At 36.2% G+C, this 15,816-nt stretch carries 16 protein-coding genes, 1 tRNA gene and 2 pseudogenes; 8 read left to right on the top strand and 11 right to left on the bottom strand.

What is annotated here, in order from left to right:
• Nucleotides 1-36: 36 nt before the first annotated feature.
• Nucleotides 37-347: pseudogene (locus B9T35_RS18855) on the top strand (Bro-N domain-containing protein); the annotation flags it as partial.
• A gap of 686 nt (nucleotides 348-1,033) precedes the next feature.
• On the top strand, nucleotides 1,034-2,194 hold the full coding sequence (locus tag B9T35_RS11990) for an MFS transporter (RefSeq protein WP_086191343.1): 1,161 nt from the start codon (nucleotides 1,034-1,036) through the stop codon (nucleotides 2,192-2,194).
• A 78-nt stretch (nucleotides 2,195-2,272) separates the two neighbouring features.
• Here the strand turns inward: B9T35_RS11990 and B9T35_RS11985 are convergent, their stop codons facing one another.
• Nucleotides 2,273-3,766 (bottom strand): amidase, encoded by a 1,494-nt coding sequence (locus B9T35_RS11985; RefSeq protein ID WP_086191342.1) that lies wholly within the window; start codon nucleotides 3,764-3,766, stop codon nucleotides 2,273-2,275.
• Nucleotides 3,767-3,790: 24 nt separating this feature from the next.
• Nucleotides 3,791-5,248 carry a GGDEF domain-containing protein gene (locus B9T35_RS11980; RefSeq protein ID WP_086191341.1) on the bottom strand — a complete coding sequence of 486 codons (1,458 nt, stop codon included), beginning with the start codon at nucleotides 5,246-5,248 and terminating at the stop codon, nucleotides 3,791-3,793.
• Between the two features lie 259 nt (nucleotides 5,249-5,507).
• On the opposite strand from B9T35_RS11980, the gene B9T35_RS11975 reads away from it, so the two are divergent.
• On the top strand, nucleotides 5,508-5,990 hold the full coding sequence (locus B9T35_RS11975) for a hypothetical protein (RefSeq protein WP_086191340.1): 483 nt from the start codon (nucleotides 5,508-5,510) through the stop codon (nucleotides 5,988-5,990).
• A 66-nt stretch (nucleotides 5,991-6,056) separates the two neighbouring features.
• Here B9T35_RS11975 and accC read toward each other — a convergent pair whose 3' ends face one another.
• The 4 genes and pseudogenes from accC to B9T35_RS11955 form a co-directional block, all read right to left on the bottom strand.
• A complete protein-coding gene (accC, locus tag B9T35_RS11970) occupies nucleotides 6,057-7,421 on the bottom strand; it encodes an acetyl-CoA carboxylase biotin carboxylase subunit (protein ID WP_086191339.1) in 1,365 nt (454 codons plus the stop codon).
• A 16-nt stretch (nucleotides 7,422-7,437) separates the two neighbouring features.
• Nucleotides 7,438-7,857 carry an acetyl-CoA carboxylase biotin carboxyl carrier protein gene (locus B9T35_RS11965; RefSeq protein WP_086191338.1) on the bottom strand — a complete coding sequence of 140 codons (420 nt, stop codon included), beginning with the start codon at nucleotides 7,855-7,857 and terminating at the stop codon, nucleotides 7,438-7,440.
• Between the two features lie 23 nt (nucleotides 7,858-7,880).
• Nucleotides 7,881-8,330, bottom strand: a complete 450-nt coding sequence (aroQ, locus tag B9T35_RS11960) for a type II 3-dehydroquinate dehydratase (protein WP_086191337.1) — start codon at nucleotides 8,328-8,330, stop codon at nucleotides 7,881-7,883.
• A 235-nt stretch (nucleotides 8,331-8,565) separates the two neighbouring features.
• Nucleotides 8,566-9,677, bottom strand: a pseudogene (locus B9T35_RS11955) (DUF4113 domain-containing protein); the annotation flags it as partial.
• Between the two features lie 52 nt (nucleotides 9,678-9,729).
• On the opposite strand from B9T35_RS11955, the gene B9T35_RS18685 reads away from it, so the two are divergent.
• The 4 genes from B9T35_RS18685 (at nucleotide 9,730) to B9T35_RS11940 (ending at nucleotide 10,877) form a co-directional block, all read left to right on the top strand.
• Nucleotides 9,730-9,936, top strand: a complete 207-nt coding sequence (locus tag B9T35_RS18685) for a hypothetical protein (protein ID WP_086191336.1) — start codon at nucleotides 9,730-9,732, stop codon at nucleotides 9,934-9,936.
• The gene (locus B9T35_RS18850; protein WP_139842029.1) at nucleotides 9,885-10,070 is read left to right on the top strand and encodes a transposase; all 186 of its coding nucleotides are present in this window, start codon (nucleotides 9,885-9,887) and stop codon (nucleotides 10,068-10,070) included. The genes B9T35_RS18685 and B9T35_RS18850 overlap by 52 nt, the downstream gene beginning before the upstream one ends.
• 172 nt (nucleotides 10,071-10,242) lie before the next feature.
• Nucleotides 10,243-10,319 (top strand) — tRNA-Met (locus B9T35_RS11945).
• Between the two features lie 327 nt (nucleotides 10,320-10,646).
• A complete protein-coding gene (locus B9T35_RS11940; RefSeq protein ID WP_086191335.1) occupies nucleotides 10,647-10,877 on the top strand; it encodes a hypothetical protein in 231 nt (76 codons plus the stop codon).
• Nucleotides 10,878-10,995: 118 nt separating this feature from the next.
• Here the strand turns inward: B9T35_RS11940 and B9T35_RS11935 are convergent, their stop codons facing one another.
• The 5 genes from B9T35_RS11935 to B9T35_RS11915 are packed head-to-tail and all read right to left on the bottom strand — an operon-like array spanning nucleotide 10,996 to nucleotide 14,573.
• Nucleotides 10,996-12,207, bottom strand: coding sequence for a DegT/DnrJ/EryC1/StrS family aminotransferase (locus B9T35_RS11935; RefSeq protein WP_086191334.1), 1,212 nt, complete (start codon nucleotides 12,205-12,207; stop codon nucleotides 10,996-10,998).
• The gene (locus B9T35_RS11930; protein ID WP_086191333.1) at nucleotides 12,204-12,611 is read right to left on the bottom strand and encodes a DMT family transporter; all 408 of its coding nucleotides are present in this window, start codon (nucleotides 12,609-12,611) and stop codon (nucleotides 12,204-12,206) included. Before B9T35_RS11930 ends, B9T35_RS11935 begins: the two co-directional genes overlap by 4 nt.
• Nucleotides 12,608-12,967 carry an EamA family transporter gene (locus tag B9T35_RS11925; RefSeq protein WP_086191332.1) on the bottom strand — a complete coding sequence of 120 codons (360 nt, stop codon included), beginning with the start codon at nucleotides 12,965-12,967 and terminating at the stop codon, nucleotides 12,608-12,610. Before B9T35_RS11925 ends, B9T35_RS11930 begins: the two co-directional genes overlap by 4 nt.
• Nucleotides 12,964-13,857, bottom strand: a complete 894-nt coding sequence (locus tag B9T35_RS11920; RefSeq protein ID WP_086191331.1) for an alpha/beta hydrolase — start codon at nucleotides 13,855-13,857, stop codon at nucleotides 12,964-12,966. Before B9T35_RS11920 ends, B9T35_RS11925 begins: the two co-directional genes overlap by 4 nt.
• Nucleotides 13,854-14,573, bottom strand: a complete 720-nt coding sequence (locus B9T35_RS11915) for an MtnX-like HAD-IB family phosphatase (RefSeq protein WP_086191445.1) — start codon at nucleotides 14,571-14,573, stop codon at nucleotides 13,854-13,856. The genes B9T35_RS11920 and B9T35_RS11915 overlap by 4 nt, the downstream gene beginning before the upstream one ends.
• Before the next feature lie 350 nt (nucleotides 14,574-14,923).
• Here B9T35_RS11915 and B9T35_RS11910 point away from each other — a divergent pair, with 350 nt between their 5' ends.
• Nucleotides 14,924-15,730: a MipA/OmpV family protein gene (locus tag B9T35_RS11910; protein WP_228147130.1), complete on the top strand. Its 807-nt coding sequence runs from the start codon at nucleotides 14,924-14,926 to the stop codon at nucleotides 15,728-15,730.
• The last annotated feature ends 86 nt before the right edge of the window (nucleotides 15,731-15,816 follow it).

Genomic DNA, 15,816 nt, shown 5'->3' with positions numbered 1-15,816 from the left:
TCGAGGCTTCTATCTATCCCTGCAAGGAGATTAGACATGAACAGTCTATCATTTAATGACATGAATTTTAATCCAGTAATCAAAATGATAATCTAATTTGGATTACTTCATCAGAATTGGCTGAAATGCTTGGATATACGCGTTCTGATAAAGTCACTCAAATCTTTAATCGAAGATCAGATGAATTTACCTTTAATATGACACGAGTTATTGAAAATCCTCAGACCGTCAATTTGACGGTACGGGTTTTTTCATTACGTGGCTGTCACCTAATTGCTATGTTTGCCCGAACACCAATTGCCAAAGAATTCCGCAAATGGGTACTCGATGTACTGGACAAGGAAGTACTGCAACGGCAAATAGACACCCGAGTAAAAATTAACGCAGAACAACAAGCCTGTCTGAAAGAAATTGTCGATCGACGTTGCGAGGGTAGTGTAAAGAAACGTACTGAACTTTGGGGTAGACACAACAAGCACTTCCGCATACCACGCTACAATGAGCTTTTGGCTATCCATTTCCAAGATGCTGTAGATTATCTAGAAACTTTAAGTATCAAGGCAAAAGGGGATGTTCATATAGATGAAAATCAATCTATAGAAATACTTTGTATTCACGCTAAACTATTTCAAGCATGGTGGAGAACACACAGTCCAACATTGGGTAAACTAAACCCATTACTAGAGTCAATGTTGCATGACAATATGTTCTATATAACTTCTGCTATAAAGGATTTATGTAAAAAGTATGATATTGAATTACCAAATTATGACTATGAACATATGTTTGAGCTGAATATGCTGCCTCACCAAAGATACTTATTATTGAAGTAAAAAATTAGACCGTCTTAGGGCGGTTTTTTCTTTATAATTGGATAGATAGATTGCAGTATACAAATTTTGTAATAATTTAGTTTAAAAAGATTTGTATACTCATTTGTATACAGTTGAACTACAAATGAGTACTTTTGAGTACAAACCTATACAACTCTTTATTTCACTAACTATTTGAAAATACAACTGATTACTACCTTATGCTCTCCCTACCTATCCATCATCGCCTTGCAGGTTTCTATTTTTTCTACTATTCAATTGTTGGGACATTCATGCCTTATTGGAGCTTATACCTTCAAGATCAAGGCTTTAATTATCAAGAAATTGGTATTTTATCTTCTATTGCGATTATCACACGCTTTTTTGCACCTTTTATTTGGGGATGGGTGGCAGATAAATCAGGTAAACGCATGTTACTGGTTCGTATTGCAACATGGATGGAAGCAACGATTTGGTTTTTGATTTTTGTGATTCCAAATAACTTTCAACCTATTGCCTTACTCATGCTGATTTTCAGTTTTTTTCAAAATGCAATTTTGGCGCAGTTTGAGGGAGTCACTTTATTTTGGCTAGGTGATCAAAGGGCGGAGTTATATGGAAAAGTAAGGAAGTGGGGTTCAATTGGTTTTATTGTAGGGGTATTTAGTATAGGGGCTTTACTTGAAATTATTCCTATTTCGATGTTGCCAATTATGCTGTTATGCATCGCTTTTACAGCTTTCCTTTGGTCATTTACAGTCAAAGAACCTGATTCTGCACCAAGCTCACAAAAAATATTAGAACCCCTTTTGCCTATTCTTAAACGTCCCATTGTTGCTGCATTCTTTATTATTGAATTTACCTTACTTTTTGCTCAAGCTCCTTTTTATAGCTTTTATAGCAATTATTTAAAACAAGCTCATTTTAGTACGATTGAGATTGGTTTTTTATGGTCAGTGGGGGTGATTGCTGAAATTATTATGTTTGCTTATGCAACATTTTTTCTGAATCGATTTTCATGGCGGAATTTAGTAATCACATGTTTATTGATGACAGGATTACGTTTTGTTCTGGTTGGAATATTTCCACAGTCTTTCATTATGCAATTCACGGCACAGACGATTCATGCTTTTAGCTTTGGATTATTTCACATGATTGCAATGCGCATTATTTTTCAAAACTTTTCTGTAGGTCAGCAAGGTCGTGGGCAGGCTTTATATAGCACGATGTGGGGATTAGGGGTAGCTTCGGGTAGTATTTTGGCTGGTCATTATTGGGAAGTCATTTCAGGGCAAATGGTCTTCATTCTTGCAGGGCTATCGACTTTATTTGGATTGTTATTTGTATATTGGTTGCCGAATAAGGTACAAAAAGTATCGTAAGAACACTCAATAGAAGAAGTTTTAAATGATTAAAATCTTCTTCTATTTATAACTCTTAAATGTATCGGAATTTAAAAGTTACACAACAATGCTTTGATATTGAGCTTGCCAAGGTTGGGCTTGCTCTAATTGTGCTGCCAGTTGTAAAAGTAAATCTTCTCGTCCAAATGGTGCAATAAATTGTGAACCTAGCGGAAGATTATCTTTGTTCCAATATAAAGGAACAGACATTGCAGGTAAGCCAGTAATATTGGCAAGCTGGGTAAAAGGAACCCATTGCAAATTATTTTTAATTAGTTGCTCGACGAATTTACCTTTTGCCAATAGATGTGCTTTATCAACTTTCAGTAAGCCTTTTAAAATTGGAATTTGCCATGTAGGGGTTTTGACCTCACCATTTTTAGGGGCAATGGAAGCTGTTGATGGAATGAGATATAAGTCGTAATTATCAAAGAATTGATTCATTTGAGTCACATAGTTTCCCCAGTTATTCAAGTTATGAATATAGTCGAGGGCAGTGGCTTTTGCACCAAAAGCGGCAATCGCTAAAGTATCTAATTCAAAATCACTGTCTTTTGCGCCGTGTAATTTTTTAAGCTGTTGTACGTTATAAGCACATTGGCTAAACCATGTGGTAATAAAGTCTTTGGCAAGCATCATCCCATCAATTTGAGGTTTTGCTTCTATAACGTGATGACCTAAAGATTCTAAAAGCTTTGCAGTTTTTTGAATGGCTTGAATCGCATCTTGAGAAACTTTGGTGCCAATGGGAGATTCAGTTGAAAAAGCGATACGTAAAGGTTTTAGTGGCTGTTGAAGTATCTCCAAATAGGTTTTATTTGGAGTTTGAATATTGAATAAAGAGGAGTGTTCAGATCCTTGGGTTGCATCGAGCATCGCTGCACTATCACGGACAGATTTGGTCAAAACATGTTGCATCGCTGCACCATGCATTGCTTCACTAAATTGTGGTCCCCAAGGTGTGCGCCCACGACTCGGTTTTAAACCAAATAAACCACAATAAGATGCAGGAATACGAATAGAGCCACCACCATCACTTGCACCAGCAATAGGAACGATTCCAGCTGCAACGGCAGAAGCAGAGCCTCCAGAAGAACCGCCACTATTATGTTTTAAATTCCAAGGATTATGACAACTGCCCCAAGCTTCTGGTTCCGTAATGCCTTTGATCCCAAACTCTGGTGAATTGGTGAGCCCAAAGATGACAACACCTGCATTTTCCCAACGATTCACAATCTCTGAATTTTGCGTTGCAATATAATTTAAGCGTTTGAGTGCATTAGAACCAAAAGAAGTAGCAACACCTACATATTCTTGATGTAAATCTTTGAGTAAAAAGGGAATGCCAGAAAAAGCACCATTATTCAGAGTTTGTTGTGAACGGCGTTGAGCTTGTTCATACATTGTAATGACAATTGCATTTAATTTTGGATTAACCTGTTCTGTACGCTGTAAAGCACAAGTCAATAATTCATGAGCCTGAACTTGTTTGGTCTGTACTAATTTAGCTAATTCTAGACCATCATATTGAATATACTCTGAAAAATTCATTGCAATCCTTGCATTTTATATTGTTTAGCGAGTTTGTAAGTTGCTTTCCAAGCAAAGCTGATTTCGCCCCTTTTCTTTTGCTTTATAAAGCGCATTATCAGCACGATTAATCAGTTGTTGAAATGGAATACAGTACGGTAGGGTTTGATAGCTGAGTCCAATACTCACACTGACATTTAATGAACTGCCATCTTCTAGATAAACAGGGGTTTTATAGACAATATTACAAATACGTTGCGCGATTTCTATACTTTGTTTGAGTGTTAAATCTTTTAATAAAATGGCAAACTCTTCTCCACCCAAGCGCCCAAATAAATCATTAGAACGGATTTGAGTTTTGACTTGATTGGTAAACTCTTGTAAGACTAAATCGCCAACCGCATGACCATATTTATCATTAATTTTTTTAAAATGATCTAAATCAAGCAATAATATCGTAACACTCTGCGCTTGCTGTTTGCTTGGAATTGTTGTGACAGCGCGTTCGCTTTCTTCATAGAAAAAACGTCGATTTAATGTCGTGGTTAAGCCATCGTGATTGGCTAAGTATAAAATCTGATGATAGAGCTTTTGTCGATTTAAACTAATAATCGCTAGGGTTAAAGGACCTAAAGCCAACATTAATAAGCCAATTCGTACAGAGATCGTCGTCACTAAATAAGCATCTGGCGATTCAGTAATATAGTATGCGGTTAAGCTATTGTATAAGGTCATACAAACAATACTATTGATAATGGCGACAAAGAATAAGTTATAGGTTAATGACGCCCAAATGAGCGCGGCGATTGGGAACATAATTGCACCAGGACCCATAAAAAAATGAGTCAGTACAACAGAACCGATCACAGCAAAAAGTGGAAAGGCATTTTGATATTGAAAAGGTTGTAATTTAAGCTCTTCAAAATACTTTTTAAAGACACTCTTTTCTGGAATAGCCAGAACAATAGGTAGGAAGACAATCACATTGAGTATTTCACCCGTCCACCACATACCAAAATCTGTCCAAATTCGATCGACAGACATAAAAGTATTAGGTACATAGGGAATAGTGAGTACAGCAAAAACTGGGCTGGCTAAACAGCCACCAAATGCACTGATAATAAATAAAAATAGAAAAGTGAGACCCTTATTATATTGTTTGAAATCTAATTTAAATAAGCGAATCAGTGCGAGCGTCACCAAAGGGTGAAGCAGGTTGGCAATGGTGAGAAAAAGTGTCAATAGAAAATAATTTCCATTCACTAGATCTGCAAGCATAAATCCAGTAAATGCGCCGAACCATCCACCAAAATTTCTAAGATGCTCAAATCGTAAAAAAAGCCCAAGCATCACTGCATTTGCAGGCCACAGAATAGCGAGGAAGAATAAGGGTCGACCTAGAATACCGATGAGTGCGCAAACAAAAATAATCACACCGACAATTAAAAAAGCTTGAGTGTTTTGTTTTAATGTTTGTTCAGAATATTGAGTAAATATTGACAATTTACTTTCCTACTTCTTTTCATTGCAAGTTTGAGTGAGTTGTTGATTGATAAATACTCACATTATTATGAATCTATGTGTTAAGCATATATTTTTATGAGGAAAAATCAATACGCTTTCAATTTATTTTATTATCTCCTTATAAATTTACTTGGGATTTAATAAAAACAGAAGATTGTTCATATATGGTTATTTTTCCATGTTTTATTTTGAAAATATGCTAATTTAGACTTCTGAAAAACTATGGTACTGATTCCGTATGAAAAGAATAGCTTTACTTGTTCCTTTATTGATGTGTGTTTCACATGCGGTATTTGCTGATGAACAAAATACGGTTCAAGCTACGGCGAATAATAGTACTCAAATAACGAATACCATCCGTATAGATACCCGACCTGAAATTTTAGGCTTATGGGGTATGGAAATTCCAAATAATAAAAAATGCACTGAATATTACAACTTTCGTGGTGCGAATGAAGTTGTGGTGAATAGTGCGAAAGAATGGTCAACAGGTTTATATGATTATCAACCTTCACCAGATAATACCAATGAAAAGCCACCTGCATTGGTCATGCAAATTAAATATGAAAATAATGAAAAGGACTGTTCAGGCAATCAAACCGATCAGTCTGGGGAAATGTCACAATATTTTGTGCGTTGGAAAAATACCAATACTATTAAATTTTGTGCATCTGAAAAAGAGGATCAATGTTTTGCAACTTTGCATCGAATTTTGCCTTAAATAACGCAATACTCAGATATAAAAAACCTCTTACATCGAAGAGGTTTTTTATATCTGCTTTTTTAGTTAAGCATCTTTTTCATGACCTTGAACTTGCTTAAGCATGTGTTTTTCAAGATAGTGAATATCCATTGCATGTTTGCAGAAATTCTTATCTTCTAGAATTAAATCTTTATGCAAAGGAATATTGGTTTTAATTCCTGTAAGAATGATTTCATCTAAAGCTTGTTTCATACGAGCAATTGATGTTTCACGATCTTTACCATGTGCAATCAGTTTAGCAATCATAGAATCATAATAAGGTGGAATATTATAACCTTGGTAAATATGCGAATCTAAACGGATACCTGCACCGCCTGGTGCATAGAAGCTTTCAATTTTACCTGGTGATGGTAAAAAGGTTGAAGGATCTTCCGCATTGATACGACATTCAATTGCATGACCTTTAACTTCAATGTCTTCTTGTTTAAGATTTAGCCCAAGACCTGCTGCAATACGTAATTGTTGTTCAATAATATCCACACCTGTGACTTGTTCAGTGACAGGATGTTCAACTTGAACACGGGTATTCATTTCGATAAAGAAGAATTCGCCATCTTCAAATAAAAACTCAAATGTACCTGCACCACGGTATTGCATTAACTTACATGCATTAACGCAAGCTTCTAAAATATGCGCACGTGCTTCTTCAGGTAAACCCGGTGCAGGTGCTTCTTCTAGTACTTTTTGATGGCGGCGCTGTAATGAGCAGTCTCGGTCATATAAGTGAATGGCATGGCCATTCCCATCGGCTAGAATTTGAACTTCAACATGGCGTGGTTTTTGTAAAAAACGTTCCATATAGACGGTGTCATCACCAAACCACATTTCTGCATCACGTTGAGCCGCTTGTACAGATTCAAGTAATGTATCAACCCGTTCAACAATACGCATACCACGACCACCACCGCCTGATGCTGCTTTCACAATCAGTGGGAAACCAATTTCTTTGGCTTCAGCTAAAGCATTACTTGGGGTAACGGCATGGGCAGAACCGGGTACAGTCGGAACACCCGCTTTACGCATCGCTAAAATGGCAGAAACTTTATTGCCCATTTGGCGAATGTGTTCAGGACGAGGTCCAATAAAAATAAAACCTGAGCTTTCAACAATCTCAGCAAATTCAGCATTTTCAGATAAGAAACCATAACCTGGGTGAATTGCATCCGCACCTGTAATTTCTGCAGCAGTAATAATCGCAGGAATATTTAAGTAACTTTCACTACTTGCACCTGGTCCAATACATACAGCTTCATCAACAAAACGAAGATGCATCAAATCTTTGTCAGCATCTGAATAGATACCAACAGTTTTAATTCCTAATGTTTTGCAAGCACGAGTGATGCGTAACGCAATTTCACCTCGGTTTGCAATGAGTACTTTTTGCAACATATCAACCCCCTAAATATTACGCGCGGTAGCGGAATAAAGGTTGACCGAATTGGATTACATCACCATTTTTCACTAAAATTTCTTCAACTACACCACTTTGAGTTGCCTCAATTGGGTTCATAATTTTCATGGCTTCAATGATGCCTAAAGTTTCACCCGCAGAAATCGTTTGACCCACATTCACAAAAGGTGCTTCACCTGGACTTGGCGCAGAATAGAACACACCGACCATTGGTGAAGTTTCTACTGCGCCACGAGAGGCCGCTTTAATCACAGGAGTATCAGCAGTAGGTGCAGGCATTGTGGCAATACCAGCAGCAACCATAGGATTACGACGTGTTAAAGCAATCGATTGATCTCCTTCTTTCACTTCAATAGCCTGAAGATCAGATTCAATCATCAAATCGATGAGCTTTTTGATTTTGCGAATATCCATGGGTTCGTAGTCCTAAAATATAATTAAGTTGAAGATTTAATTTTTTCAATCGCGTAATCGAGTGCAAAAGAATAGCCTTTTGCACCTAAGCCGCAAATTACGCCGACGGCTTTATCTGATAAATAGGAGTGATGTCTAAAACTTTCACGTGCATGTACATTCGAAAGATGTACTTCAATAAATGGAATAGCGACACCAAGTAGGGCATCGCGTACTGCGACAGAGGTATGTGTTAATGCGGCAGGATTTATGAGAATGAATTGCACGCCATCCTGTTGTGCTTGATGAATACGATCAACTACAGCACCTTCCCAGTTGCTTTGGAATGTATCTAAAGAAATCTGTGCTTTTTGAGCCTGAGCGACGAGCTGCTGATTAATATCTTCTAGGGTGAGATGTCCATAGACCTCTGGCTCACGCTTTCCTAGTAAGTTTAAGTTTGGTCCGTGAATGACCAAAATGGTCGAACTCATTGAGCCTGCTCCAATTTAAAAGTTGCAAAAAAAAATGCAAGATGTCTGCAAAGTTTGCGTATTATGGCATGTTTTTCTACAAGTATTTTATAAATTCTTTTAATTGTCGTAGAAATGCTGTGCCTTTTCAGTGCTCTATATTGTTAATTTTGTGATGAATTAGCAATGTTAAAATATGACATTTTTTGTTGTATTTTTCTTTCTTTGGATTGTAAACCGAATTGACCAAAACTGTTCATTTGTTTTGTGTAACAGCGAGGTGTGAATCATCAATACATAGCATTTCATTCCAGCGAGTGGTATAGCGTGGCGAGAGATATTGTTGTTTCATTTGCCAGTGGTTTTGGTTGGAGTGATAACCCACCTGTATGCATTCATATCCATAACGTTGTTGGGCTAGAAGAAAAGTCTGCATAAGTTTATTACGTTGTTGAATGAGCTGTTTAGGTTGCCATAAGTCATCAATATGTTGTCGCTTAGGGTGTAGTGCCGAGAACATGACTGCAATTTTTACATAACTAATATTTTCTTGATATAAAACATCAATTTGTTGCATGGTTATTTGGCTTAAATGCAGTAAGTCATCTGTCGCATATTCAAGCCCGATAGCTTGCGTCATGCTTTTTTTGTAAGGGGGATATGGAACTTTTTCATATAAAGAAATATGAATACATGAGCTGAGTTGTTGTTGGCTCATTAAGCGCTGATGCGCACGTTTAAGATGAAATACCATGGCTTGTTTTAAGAGTTGTTTTTGGGTTAGTGGAGAAGCAAAACTACGAGATGAAAGGATACGTTTTGACGGGATATGAGGATCATCCAAGTGAATGCAGGACTGACCTTTTAGTTCACGAATGGTACGTGCCATAAGAACTGAAAATTCTCGAACAAGATAGTGTTCATTGGCAAAAGTTAAGTCGTAGCAATTCAGAATGCCATAGGATTGTAGCTGTTTGCTGATTTTACGACCAATGCCCCAAATTTCACTGACATTGGTTTTTAATAATAAGTTTTCAAATGTGATAGGTCTAAGGTTGTGAGATCGCATACATATTGAAAGCCAGCATGTTTTTTTGCAAAGTGATTGGCGAGTTTTGCTTGAGTTTTACTATGATCAATGCCAATACAACAGGGAAGACCTAGCCACTTTTGAATCTTATTGATTACAGCTGTGCAATATTCCTTCAAGTTAAATACATCTTTGTAAGATGTTAGATGGATAAAGCATTCATCAATCGATTACGGTTCTAAATCATCTGGATTGAAATCCTCATTAAGAATTGAAAAAAAGCGTTTTGACATATCACCATATAATTCATAATTACTGGAATACACTTGCACACCTGCTAAAGTACAGGCGATTATTCATTATAAAACCCAACAAATTCTCAGTTTATGTATGAGTAAAGGAGCAGTTCATGATTTTGAATTGTTCAAAAGAAACCTGCATTTAATCCCTAAAGATTCCTTTGAATTGGCAGATAAAGGCTATCAAGGGATCTATGATCTTTATGAAAGAAGTTTAACTCCAATTAAAGCAAAACGAGGTCGTCCATTAGACTCCGAGCTAAAAAATACAATCGAGAAATCAATAAAAGAAGAATAGGTGTGGAGCATGTATTTGGTGTGTTGAAGACCTTTAGAATACTTTCGGAGCGTTATAGAAATAGAGGTAAAAGACTGGGTTTAAGATTCAATTTGATTGCTGGAATTTACAACATAGAATTGAACAAAAAATGAGTTATGCAAGAGGTCTATTTATAAGGAAAGCAATATTTTAACCATTAAAGATATAAATGAGACAAAACGATTAAATAAGAAACGAACACACGAATAATGAATGAATATTAGCCTTATCTTGAAATAAAGTTTGTTTTATTAAAAAATAAGGCGTATAAAGTCAATTCGTTGATGCGGGATGGAGCAGTCTGGTAGCTCGTCGGGCTCATAACCCGAAGGTCGTTGGTTCAAATCCAGCTCCCGCTACCAACGAGAAATAATGACAACAAATCAGTTTATTTAGTTTCATTTTTTATTTTCAAAGTATTTTTATTTAAAACATCCAGAATGATGTTGAATGGTTCCTCTACCAAATCTTTTAGATAAATTATGTTTGAATAGCGAATGCTAATAATAAGTTTGCTTTTTGAATGAGCATATTAAACTTCTTTTATGTTGCTTAGAATAGCTTTATTTTTTTGATCCAAAAATGAAAGCGTTTTATAAAAGAATATTTAAAAAATTGATTTTCTGTCCGATGAAATAGTTATTGTTAAATTCCAAAAATGGAATTGTATTTTTATTATATTGGTGTAAATGTTGAATATATCTGAAAATTTAGTTGCAAGATCGTTTAATGGCTGTGAAATTACTGTATCGTTAGTTCCTTCAAAAAAAATGCAAAATACTCGTGATGGGTTTACTTGGGTTGAAGTTGGCAAGAAAGTTTTGCTTCAATCTGGTGTGGAAATTGAATTGAATTTAGATGGTCGTAGTTTTTATACAGGTATTAACGAAATGTTCCGTTTCGATCGTAAAGTCTGTTAATTCAGTCTATACCTTTAAGAAAAAAACCGCTCAATCAGGGCGGTTTTGTTTTATCTGGACTTTTAAAAATGCGTTTAGTATCGAAGTTCAGGATAAATTTTTTGTATTCATTAGGTTTTTAATCTTTTTTATTTATACAATGCTTTTGTAAAATTTCAACAACCTGTTCAAAGCGATCATCGTCTAGCCATACAGAATTACTGATCGTAAAACTACGTGCTGCAAAATCAATTGCATTTGGAGTATTGGCAGGAATGTGTGCTAAAGCTGGATATTGATTTATTGCTCTGACAAAAAGTTTAGTCACGCCTAGTCCACGAGTCCATAACTCATCTAAAATTGCCTTACAAAGCTCAATTTGGTCAACCAAGATCAATAAAAATGGATAAGTAGTGGTTGTATCTAATCGTTTTTCAAAGACCTGTAGATGTGGTATTTGCTTTAAACGCTGAATTCTATATGTTGCACGTTGTTGTGCAGATTGCCAGTGTGTTGCTAAGCGTTGTGCTGCTGAAGCTGCGACAGCACTTCGCCACTTGCCCAACTGATGCATAGGAATGCTATTTTGGTCAAAGTCATCACCGACGGCTGAAATTTCATCATTATTTTTTAATGCTTTACGCAAGTTATGACCATAAATTAAACTTAAACTCGACGGGCGATAAAGACAATAATATCCAATCAATTCGAGACATCTTTTGATTTCCCATCCATGTAAAGTAGGTAATTGAGCGGTATTTTTGAGTAACTTGCGATGTAACTCTAAATGACGGCTAAATAATACACCGCCTTCAGCACTGGTTAAACCTTTACCAAAAGCCAAACTGAAAAAGCTGATATCACCAATTAAACCTACACTTTGTGTATGAGTTTTAGCTCCCATTGCTTGTGCAGCATCTTCAATTAAATAAATACCATGTTGATGTGCTATTTTTTGAATGGCTATTAAATCACAAACGAGACCTGCAAAATGTGTTGCAACGATTGCTAACGTGGAAGTATTACTCAGTTGAGAAAGTTGCTTTAGATCAAATTCCAGACTATTTTGTGCTAAATCACATAAAATTGGAGTTAAACCTATTTTTTCTACAGCAAGAGCAACCAGTGGGCATGTCCAAGCAGGTAAAATAACCTGTGTGCGTTGTGGCTCTAACTCATGTAATGTTTCTAAGGCGATGATAAAAGCGACAGTGCCTGAACATGTTAGTGCAGGTGTAGGAATACCGAGTAATTCAGATAAAATGCGGGCTAAATCACTTTGCGTTTTTTGAGGGAATAAATCTTTGAAAAGTAATGATAAACCATCTGTGGGAGGAATTTCTTTGCTCATGATGGTGTGTTTTGCTGATCAATAGCTTGAAGGCTCTGTTCTGTTTCATCTTTGGCCAAGAATAAAACGCCTATTAAAATCAAGACAGCACCTATTGTTTTGAGCAAAGTCAAGGGTTCATTGAACAACCAAACGGACAGTAAGGTAACACTGATTAACTCTAAATGTGAGGCTGCAAAAGAAGGGCCTACAGGGGCATGTTTGAGTAAACTCATCCAAATAAAAAAAGCACCAATATACCCAATAAATGCGCCATAAATCCAAGGATGGCTAAAAACACGGATTAACCAAGGTAAGTCAAAACTGAGTGGCATCGCATGTATCGATGCAAATTTAAAACTAATTTGTGCGAGTGTATCAAAGCACATTAATAGTAAAAACCCGATGATATAGAAATATTTCATGTGCCAATTCCTACAACAGTAACGCCTAAGGTGATGAGAATGACACCAATCAATCGATTTCTGGTGAGTTGTTCATTAAAGAATAAACGACCTGCAAGCATGATCACCACAATATTAATACTACCGAGCATTACACCATCTGACAGTGGTACAAGAGAAAGAAAAGCCAGCCAAACAACAAATTCAAAAATATAACTACAAATTCCAATCCATAACCAAGCACGGCTTGCCATATTTTTCCAATGCGTCCATCCTTTAAATGCTGTGTTTTCAGATGCAGCTGCTTTAAATGCCAATTGTCCAATAGTATCGATACTAATCGTCAGTAACCAGACTACGAACACCGTCCAATTCATGCAGGTGTTCCTATTTTTTCTTCTCGATTTAAATGATCAACTTTTTCTGTAGGTTCAATATTCGTTTGAGGATGTTTCATTTTAAATTGGCAATGTTGTATAAATTCTAATGATTCTTCAATAACTTGTTTACGGTCATTATCAATAGTGATCATGTGATAGCTGTTTTTCAACCAAATTAATTGCTTATAACCTGAAACATGATCATAAACCAACTGACTATTACGCCGATGTGCGACATCATCTTCATAGGCATGAAAAGACAAAGTTGGACTGGTAATTTTGTATAAATTCTTGCGTACGTTTCGAGATAGACGTTGTAATTGATATAAGGAATGCCAAGGATTTCCAGGTAATCCTGCTTCTGCACTATTACCACTATTCATGGCATTGACTATACGGGCACGCAGGTTTTCATTTTTTATGCCATAAGGTTCTGCTTCATTAAAGATTTTATCACGACAAATATTTAAAGCAGATATGGTCGGTAAAACAATGGGTGCAAGTACTTTTGACCATAAGGGTACACTCCAACCATCATATTGAAATGTTGGACTAAAGCTTATTACACCTGAAACTGGATATTCTGATGCATATTTGAGGGCCAAGAGAGCCCCCATTGATAAGCCTGCTACAAAGAGTTCATCTACATGCTGTTTTAATAAAGTTACAGCTTCACAGACACTGTTAAACCAATCTTCCCATTGAGTATTGACTAAGCTTTCTACGTCACTACAGTGTCCTGCGAGTTGTACACCATAAACACTATAACCTGCTTGATGGAAGGAACGAGCTATACCACGCATTTCATTGGGGGTGCCTGTTAAACCATGTATTAGCAGAATGCCTGTACGGTTACCTTTTAGAAAAAAGGAATGGTCCTTCATCATGCGATCACCATTACTGAGTCATCAAGCTCAAAATCACTATGTAAAAGTTTAGCCAAGGGTTGATGAATATCTGCAAAGCTTTTAAAAGGTGTGTGTAAGACCTTTTTTTGACGACAATGTTCAATTAATGATTTTTTTGCAAAAACGTAATCCGCTGTTTCGGCGATACAAAAATCTGAACGACCATCTCCAATCAGAATAATATGTTCCTGAGCATGTTGTTGAGCAACTTTGCATTTACAGGTACCACTTTGACTAATACAACGTGGATTAGTATTGGGAAATTCGAGTTCCCAGTGTCGCTCATCAACTTGGATTAAATGATTGGCAATAATCGGTAAATGGGCAAGATTATAACGTCGTAGAACATACTGAATAACAACATCTAGTCCATCACTCACAATCGTTAGAGGAATATGATATTGAGAGGTAATTTTCACGAGCTCTAAAAAACCAGTATCAATTTCTACTTGATCTAAGCAGTCATGTAACTGTTTTTCAGTCATATCCAATAATGCAATTTGCTTTTGCATACAAACTTTAGAGCCAATTTGACCTTGTTCCCATTGCTTTTCTATATCTAACCAACCACTTTGGGCAAAAGTTTCCAGTAAATGATCGGTGGTATCATTTAGACTAATTGTCCCATCAAAGTCACATAAAATATGCCAAGGAATGGTTGGGGTAGTGCTGTGTTGCTGACTTATTAGAAACATATTTGCCTCATCAACTTTATTTTTTTCATCAATTGATGACATAATTTAATGCGCTATCCTTAATTTAATCTTAGCCAATTCAATTGGAAATATAAAATATAAGCATCATATTGTGGGTGTTTATAAGCATTTTTAAGCTGGGTATTGATGTTTAATTAAATAATAAACAAGTAATTATGTATTTTTAGCTAATCTTTTAGCTTTGAGAGAGTATAAACTTTCATTTAATTTTAAGTTTGTAATAACAAATTATTATGCAATTCCGTTTTAAATATGTTCCTTTAAGTTTCGTATAAGAATTAAACGCCATATTAACCAGACGAAAAGACGCTTCGTGGGTTGTCTAAACAATGCCAAGTATAAATTCTAATATTACTGATAAAAGTATCTATCTACCTGATTACACGCTCATGAAAATAGCCAGCTTATCTCTATTGATTGGATCACTTTGTGTTTCATCTGTAGTGTTTGCAGATGATGAGATCCATCCAACTTTAACGATTGGTGCCGATTATTCAGTAGATTTTCAACCCTATAAAGGTGGAAAAAGCTATCAACAGAGTATATTGCCGACGATATTCTTTGATAATAAAAAAATATATGCAGAAGGTGATGAAGCAGGTGTGTACCTGTTGAATGATGAAAAAAATCAACTTCGGTTGAATGCTTATTATGACGGAACTTATTACAGTCCAAGTGGTGAGTTAAGCCAGCTTGATCAACGGAAATGGTCAGTTATGGCAGGGGCTAGTTATATGCGCACAACCCCATACGGTGCATTAAAAGCTCAGATTGGTACAGATGTACTCGCACGAAGTAAAGGAACAGTCGCAACCGTTTCATATTTGGCAGAAATCAAAAAAGATGCATGGTCTTTTTATCCTGAAATGGGTCTGCAATGGAATGATGCGAATTATAACCAATACTACTACGGTGTCAGTTCTGCTGAATCTACTCGAACGGGCATTCAAGCTTATCAACCGAGCCAAAGCATACATCCTTATGCAAATTTAACAGCAAATTATCAAATTTCTAAACATTGGAATGCTTTCGCTGAAATGGAATTTAACTATTTATCTAAACAGCAATCAAATAGCCCAATGATTGAAAAGCATACTGACTTTTCACCATCTATTGGTTTTGATTACAAGTTTTAGCAATCCCTTAAGTTTTTTTTAATTCACCTAGTTCAGGATTTGTCATAAGAAGCAAAACTGAAAATAGCAAAAAGGTAAAAATATGA

It is taken from the genome of Acinetobacter sp. ANC 3832, assembly GCF_002135415.1.
GTDB lineage: Bacteria > Pseudomonadota > Gammaproteobacteria > Pseudomonadales > Moraxellaceae > Acinetobacter.
This window is presented reverse-complemented; position numbering and strand designations above follow the sequence as displayed.

Excerpts from the sequence above, each read along its gene's own strand:
- B9T35_RS11935 (WP_086191334.1), bottom strand. The coding sequence starts at position 12,207 with ATGAGCAAAGAAATTCCTCCCACAGATGGTTTATCATTACTTTTCAAA.
- aroQ (WP_086191337.1), bottom strand. The coding sequence starts at position 8,330 with ATGAGTTCGACCATTTTGGTCATTCACGGACCAAACTTAAACTTACTA.
- B9T35_RS11965 (WP_086191338.1), bottom strand. The coding sequence starts at position 7,857 with ATGGATATTCGCAAAATCAAAAAGCTCATCGATTTGATGATTGAATCT.
- B9T35_RS11975 (WP_086191340.1), top strand. The coding sequence starts at position 5,508 with ATGAAAAGAATAGCTTTACTTGTTCCTTTATTGATGTGTGTTTCACAT.
- B9T35_RS18685 (WP_086191336.1), top strand. The coding sequence starts at position 9,730 with ATGAGTAAAGGAGCAGTTCATGATTTTGAATTGTTCAAAAGAAACCTG.
- B9T35_RS11915 (WP_086191445.1), bottom strand. The coding sequence starts at position 14,573 with ATGTTTCTAATAAGTCAGCAACACAGCACTACCCCAACCATTCCTTGG.
- B9T35_RS11925 (WP_086191332.1), bottom strand. The coding sequence starts at position 12,967 with ATGAATTGGACGGTGTTCGTAGTCTGGTTACTGACGATTAGTATCGAT.
- accC (WP_086191339.1), bottom strand. The coding sequence starts at position 7,421 with ATGTTGCAAAAAGTACTCATTGCAAACCGAGGTGAAATTGCGTTACGC.
- B9T35_RS11990 (WP_086191343.1), top strand. The coding sequence starts at position 1,034 with ATGCTCTCCCTACCTATCCATCATCGCCTTGCAGGTTTCTATTTTTTC.
- B9T35_RS11985 (WP_086191342.1), bottom strand. The coding sequence starts at position 3,766 with ATGAATTTTTCAGAGTATATTCAATATGATGGTCTAGAATTAGCTAAA.
- B9T35_RS11920 (WP_086191331.1), bottom strand. The coding sequence starts at position 13,857 with ATGATGAAGGACCATTCCTTTTTTCTAAAAGGTAACCGTACAGGCATT.
- B9T35_RS11930 (WP_086191333.1), bottom strand. The coding sequence starts at position 12,611 with ATGAAATATTTCTATATCATCGGGTTTTTACTATTAATGTGCTTTGAT.
- B9T35_RS11940 (WP_086191335.1), top strand. The coding sequence starts at position 10,647 with ATGTTGAATATATCTGAAAATTTAGTTGCAAGATCGTTTAATGGCTGT.
- B9T35_RS11910 (WP_228147130.1), top strand. The coding sequence starts at position 14,924 with ATGCCAAGTATAAATTCTAATATTACTGATAAAAGTATCTATCTACCT.